This is a genomic window from Bacteroidota bacterium, assembly GCA_036522515.1.
Classification (GTDB): Bacteria; Bacteroidota; Ignavibacteria; order UBA10030; family SZUA-254; genus VBOC01.
This window is the reverse complement of record DATDFQ010000028.1, coordinates 75,579-82,006: the sequence shown is the minus strand read 5'-3', so window position 1 is coordinate 82,006 and position 6,428 is coordinate 75,579. Positions and strand designations below refer to the sequence as shown.

Sequence of the window (6,428 nt, the reverse complement as noted above, 5' to 3'; positions counted from 1 at the left end):
CGCTTTCAGAAACTGATGGAGAAATACAAGGTTGAATGAGAGGCGGACGCCCTTCGGCCGCTACATCACGTGCATCGACTGGACATCCTGCGGGCTGAACTTCACCAGCATCACTGCGTGGGCCTTGTCGCGCAGCAAGGGGGGAACGACCATCATGGCCTGGGCCTTGTTCTCCGCCTCGATCGTCACCCATCCTGTGTGCTCGCCGTCTTTGCAGCCCCAGTCGAAGTGAGTGATCATGCCGACCCCTTCAACCGCTTTCAGCGCTCTGACGCAGTCTTCAGTGGTATGTGTCAGGGAAATGAGATATCTGTCCATCGAATGCTCCTCTCTAATGAATGGCGGTGTTGCCCGCGGTGACGGGCTGAAGAACGTTGAACTTCCCCGGTTCTATTCTTTCACTGCAATAATGTCGATCATCGGAGGCGAGCAAAAGAATGCCGCCGCATTTTTCGTGTGCTCGGCCCAATCACGGACAAGCGCTTCGTGCTCCTCCGGCGTCAGTCTCCCCTCTTCCACGAGCTTGGGCGCATAGGTTTCGATAAAAATTGTCGGCCACCTCCAGAGCGGGGAATCCGGGCGCGCGATGCGATGAAGAGGACTGATCTCCACCGGTCTGAGCCCATGTTTCGCCAGCAGGCCGGGAAGCTTCATTCCGACCTGCGTATCTCCTCCATGCTCGTTCCAGGCTTTCGACGCGACGGCCATGAAACGCATGAACGCCGCGCTCCGCGGCGAGAGAAGTACTCCCTCGTAATGCATATAATCCTGTATTGCAAAAACCCCTCCCGGCTTTAGCGCCTTCGCGACCCCGCGTATTACGGCTTCCGGATCCTGCACGAAACAAAGCACCCAGCGCTGGTATGCGGCATCGATGGACTCAGGGGGCAAATCGAGTTTTTGCACATCGCCCACGCGGGGCTCGATGGGTACTCCGGCGTCGGCGCGGAGGCGCTGCTTGAGGTGTTCGACGAACCGGACCGATTCGTCGACAGCGATGACCTTTCCCGAAGGCGCGACAAGCCCCGCCAGGTCATAGCTCGTGTATCCCGGGCCGCAACCGATGTCGAGCACGGTCTTGCCTGCCGAAATCCCCGCTCTCTCCCAGATTGCGAAGGCCGAGGCGCTCCAGAGTTTGTGTTGTATTCCCAGGCGCACAACCTCGGCATCATGCGTGCCGAGGGCGTATTCCTTTGGCTTGGTTGTGGTCAATCAGGTACCCCCTTTAGATCAAGCAGGAAGAGTCGAAAACTTCGCCTTAACGTACGCAGAAAACCTGGAATTTACAATCCGGACCGGACCAGGGTGCTGTCCTATTTTGTCATCCTGAGCGAAGCGAAGGATCTCGCAGATCGGAAAGACGAGATCCTTCGGTCGCTACGCTCCCTCAGGATGACATGTTCGTTAAAATTGAGGCACTGCTTGGATCAGGAAGGCGGTGTAAAAGTCATTTTATGAGGATCATTTTTCCGGTCTCTGTGAACGAGCCGCCTCCAGGGGCGGTGCTCACGGCATCGAGCCTGTAATAGTACACCCCGCTTGCCGCGTTCGATGCATCCCAGATCGCCTTCTGAGGTCCCGCGCGAACGACGCCATCCACGAGAGTCGCCACCAGCTGGCCCAGGGTGTTGTAGATCCTGATCTTAGTGCGTGAATCCGCCGGAAGATTGTAACGGATAACGGTGGACGGATTGAACGGGTTGGGGTAATTCTGTCGAAGTGAATATTTTCCGGGCACTTCCGTTGAAACCCTCACGCTGAATTCCGGCGGAGATGGCGGCAGCTCCGAAGTCCCGAGGATCCTGAGACGGCTCGATGGATCGGCCGCAGGATGCGACGACAGGCGGATCGTCCCGCTCCGGCTAGCGTTCACCCAATAGGCTCTTCCGGGGTTGATGTCGGTCGACACGAAGTACGAGCCCGCGTAACCAAAGAAATTTCCGGTGATCATTCCCGGCGGTTCGCTTGTAATGGAAGACGCGTGAACAGGGACAGAAATCCCGCCGATGAGGTTCCAGCCGGTTGTCACGGAAAATGAAGTGTCTTCGACTACACGGCCCGAGAAGGAGGCGGAACGAGCCGCGGGAAACCTTACCCAGTACCCTTTGCACATCGCCATCGTGACCGCGGCGGTATAGCCGAAACCCGAGTCATAACCGTACGCCGGGACTGCCGGCGACCCGAAGAGCGACGCGACCGAATCATTCCCCGCGACGAGAGGCATCGAGACAAGATTCCATCGCTCGTCGTACGCTGTTTTGACGCGAAGCCTGAGGGCCTCCCGGACGGCGGCGAGCGCGTTGATGCGCCCGTACCCGAACACATAATCATACCCGGAAGCCCCCAGGTCGACGGATGTTCGTTTCAGAATATCGAGGATCTCATCATAGGAAAGGTCGGGGACCGATTCGAGCAGGAGAGCGATCGTTCCCGTCACGTGAGGCGTCGCCATGGAGGTACCGCTCGCCGCGCCAAATCCCCCTCCGGCGAGCGATGAAACCACCCCCTCGCCGGGAGCCGACAAGTCGGGCTTTCGTCTATCATCCGGAAAAGGGGCCCCGACCGGGGAGGGACCCACGGAGGTGGCTGCGAAGCGGTCGTCCACAGAGTTCGTTCCCCCGACGCTGATGCAGTTTCCGTAGTCGCCGGGAGAGCGGGTCGACGAGTCCGCCGGCCCGAAATTGGCGGCGCAAAACACCGGTATGATCCCCGCCGCCCGCCAGGCTGCCGCGGCATCGTAAAACCAGGTCGAGCCTCGCGTATTGGAAAGCCAGCTATTATTGATGACGTCGGGAAAGTCGTTGGTGGATGGATCCCCGTCGGGATCGAGCATCCACTGCGCAGCGCTCACCACCTGCGACACGGTGGAGTACCCGCTGCTGAGCATTTTCGCGGCGATGAATTTTGCCCCGTAGGCGATCCCGACATCGTTGGGATCGGGTCCCGTGCCGTCGCCGCCCACGAGCGTGCCGGTCGTATGGGTCCCGTGGCCCAGGTCATCGTACGGGTTCGGCCTGCCGTTGATCGCGTCAAACCACGAGTGGGCTCCCCCCTTCCATTTCGGTGCCAGCGAGGGATGAGCGGTATCGACCCCTCCGTCCATCGACCCGATGAGTACCCCCTCACCCGTGAGACCATACTGCCACCAGACGGAATCCGCGCCGATTTTACTGACGTTCCAGCCGGGATTCGATCCTCCCTGCTGGATGAAATCGGTGGGGCTGTCCATGTCGACATCTCCCGCCACGACAGCTTCATCCTCGTCACAGCTCGCCACATAGAGAAGATCGGATAATCTTTGCGCAGAGGATAATGTCGCATCGAGCGCGACGGCGTTGACGATCCAGAGGGGCGTGAAGCGTCCCTTGTACTCCTGCCCCGAGAGAACGGCCCGAAGCCTCCCGGTATCCCGTTGCGACAGGTCTCGCAATGACCGGATGAGCGCCGGAGCCGATTTCTTACCGTCTGTAAACCTGTGCAGATCGGCCTGATCGGAAAACCGGAGAAGCGCCGGCAAGGTCTCGCCGGGTTTGAGGTTCGCGAGGCGATCCTGAAAACGGGCGGATAGGGTCCCGGCATGGGCCGGAGAGCTCGCCCAAAAGATGAGCGCGGCAAGGAGAAGATTCAGGAGATTCCTCAGGGGAAACAATATAGTGGGATGTTCAGGGGCAATTCACGGAAATCTAGGCAGGACCGGTGTTTCCCGCAAGGAGAAATCGCCCGGCCGTTGGAACGGCGCGGCGGAAGGTTTAGTGAAACAACAGAACAACCTCCGGAGAAAGGGGCGCGTCGATGGTCCTCATGTGTGCCCCACGCCTGTCTTTCTATGCTTGATGGTGTTCTTGACCATCCTGGTCAGGATCGCCGGATCGACATCGGCGAGGGTTTTGATGTACAGACACCCTCCTCCTGTCCTATGCTTCCCCAATTTCTTCAACAATTCGTCACGCTGCTCGAAGTTCGCCGAGAGGTAGAAGACGATCGCGCTTGCACGCGGAGAAAATGCGACGAGCGGCATGTCGCCCTCGCGCCCGCTTTCATACTTGTAATGAACGGTGCCAAAACCGACGATGCCCGGCCCCCACATCTTCGGTTCGAATCCGGAATGTTTGGCGAGCAAGGTGGCTATCGCGGCACAATCATCGCGTTGTTGAGCGTTCTTTATCTTCGCCAGGAAACCCTGAACGCTCTTGCCTGTTTCAATTGTTTTGTTCTTTGCCATAGCTTAATCTTATGGTGTCTGGTTTGAATACTGAAAGGGTGCGGGGATTATGAGGCAGATTGCTAACGTATTTCCGAAAGAAGAGAGTTGAATTCAGGGTCTTCATGGTAGAGGGCAAAATCCGGGTCGCTTTTTACCCACTCGCTGACGTATTTGTATCCCTTGCGGCTTGCATTTCGCAAACAATCGAATGCTTCTTTCTTGTCCCCCAGCATGGCATAGGTGCAGGCGCAATTATAGATTGCAAGACCATCCTCCGGGTCTAATTCAAGGACTCGTCTGAGAGCCCGGTAGGTCTTCTCTTTGTCGCCGGATTGTGCGTATGGATTTGCCACCCGGCTTAATACGATCACATCGTCGGGGTTGACGTTCAATTTCCGCTCGGCGACTTCGACAAGCTTGCGCGTCGCCAGCTCTGAACCCTTCGCATCCCCTTTCCTCCGACAAGTCATATCGATATGCATCCAGGGCTCTTCACTGTAAGGCTTGAGCGTGACACAGTGCTCATACCATCCGAGAGCAGCATCGTACTCTTTGAGAATGTCTGATGTGATTCCCAACCAGCGGTACGCGTCATAATGATCGGGATTCTGCTGTATGACTGATTCCAGGGTTCGTTGTGCCTCGAGATACCGCTTCTGGTGAAAATATACCATACCAATGCCGAACTGGGCCTCAATCGACCCCGGATCAAGCGTGAGCGCCTTCTGGCTGCTCTCGATGGTTTTTTCCAGCCATTCGGGGGTGCCCTCATAGAATGTGTACATGTTCGAGTATGCCTCGGCGAGCGCCGCATGGGCGTTGGTAAAATTCGAATCGAGCGCGATCGCGTTTTCCAGCATCTGTATCGCTGCAACGGTGTTCTTCTTTCCCCGCTTGAACAACGATTCCCGGCCGCGCATGTAGAAATCATACGCGCGGAGGTCGTCAGTCGGTTTCTTGCTTAAAGACTCCTTTTCGGATTCCGTGAGCGATACCTTCAGCGCCTTCACGATATTTTGAGCGATCTCATCCTGCAGATCAAAAATATCCTCGATGAGCCGGTCATAGCGTTCCGCCCAGACATGGAAACCGGTCTGCACGTCGATGAGCTGGGCGGTAATACGGATCTTATTCCCCGCTTTGCGAACGCTTCCCTCCAGAATATAATTTACACGCAGGGATTCACCGACCTGCCTGAGGTTCACTTCCTTATTGCGGAACGGCTGGACATCGCTCCGCGACACGACCTTCAGCTCTTTGACCTTCGAAAGGTCGGTGATAATGTCTTCGGTGATCCCGGCGCAGAAATACTCGCTCTCCTTTTCGGAGCTCATGTTTTCAAAATAGAGGACCGCAATGGATTTCTCGTCGACCGCGGGGGGAACCGCCGGCACAGGCTGCTTTATGCGTTTGACAATCTCGGCAGCGGAGGAGAGCCGCCTTGAGCGGTCTTTTTGGAGGCACTGCGCCGCGAGCTCCTGAAGATGAGCGGGGAGATCGGACCGGAGGGTCTGGAGCGCCCTCGGTTCGACATTCAGGATCTCGTACATCACCGCGGCCTCATGCTCTCCCTGAAACGGAAGCTGTCCCGCGATCATCTCATAGAAGACCACTCCGAACGCCCAGATGTCGGTCCGCCGGTCGACGTCCATCCCCTGAATCTGTTCGGGCGACATATACGCCGCAGTGCCCACCGTACTGCCCGCCTTCGTCAGGTCCGCTCTCCCGCGAAGCTTGGCGAGCCCGAAGTCCATGATCTTGATCTGCCCGTCGGAACCGATCATGATATTATCCGATTTGATATCCCGATGGATAATATCCTTCTCGTGCGCGGCGTTGAGCCCCTGGGCGATGCCGGCTCCGATTTCGACGATCTGGTCGACGCTCAGCGCGCCCTTTTTGATTTTCTTCTTGAGATTCTCCCCCGTCAGGTACTCCATGACGATGAAGTGCTGATCGTCGGCGGTTTGAATGTCGATGACCGAACAGACGTTCGGATGATTCAACGAGGCGGCGGCCTGCGCTTCCAACAGGAACCGCGCCTTATCCTGTTCAGAGTCCGCGAGATGAGACGGCAGGAATTTCAACGCGATAACGCGGTCGAGCTTCGTGTCGTGGGCCTTGTAGACCACGCCCATTCCGCCCTCCCCGAGCTTCTCCAGGATCTTATAGTGGGATACCGTTTGACCGATCACCCCTGCTTCTCCGATCTCTTCATTCCCGG

The 6,428-nt window shown here is 57.3% G+C and carries 5 protein-coding genes; all 5 read right to left on the bottom strand.

Going from position 1 to position 6,428, the window contains the following annotated elements:
- Nucleotides 1-60 precede the first annotated feature (60 nt).
- The 5 genes from VI215_04635 to VI215_04615 all read right to left on the bottom strand — a co-directional run bounded on the left by VI215_04635 (nucleotide 61) and on the right by VI215_04615 (nucleotide 6,399).
- Entirely contained in the window at nucleotides 61-318 is a 258-nt protein-coding gene (locus tag VI215_04635) for a hypothetical protein (protein HEY6191597.1), read from the bottom strand.
- A gap of 72 nt (nucleotides 319-390) precedes the next feature.
- Complete coding sequence (locus VI215_04630; GenBank protein ID HEY6191596.1) at nucleotides 391-1,212, bottom strand: methyltransferase domain-containing protein; 822 nt, start codon at nucleotides 1,210-1,212, stop codon at nucleotides 391-393.
- Between the two features lie 235 nt (nucleotides 1,213-1,447).
- Nucleotides 1,448-3,517, bottom strand: a complete 2,070-nt coding sequence (locus tag VI215_04625) for a S8 family peptidase (GenBank protein HEY6191595.1) — start codon at nucleotides 3,515-3,517, stop codon at nucleotides 1,448-1,450.
- A gap of 282 nt (nucleotides 3,518-3,799) precedes the next feature.
- Entirely contained in the window at nucleotides 3,800-4,222 is a 423-nt protein-coding gene (locus VI215_04620; GenBank protein ID HEY6191594.1) for a DUF1801 domain-containing protein, read from the bottom strand.
- A gap of 62 nt (nucleotides 4,223-4,284) precedes the next feature.
- Entirely contained in the window at nucleotides 4,285-6,399 is a 2,115-nt protein-coding gene (locus tag VI215_04615) for a protein kinase (GenBank protein HEY6191593.1), read from the bottom strand.
- Between the last annotated feature and the right edge of the window lie 29 nt (nucleotides 6,400-6,428).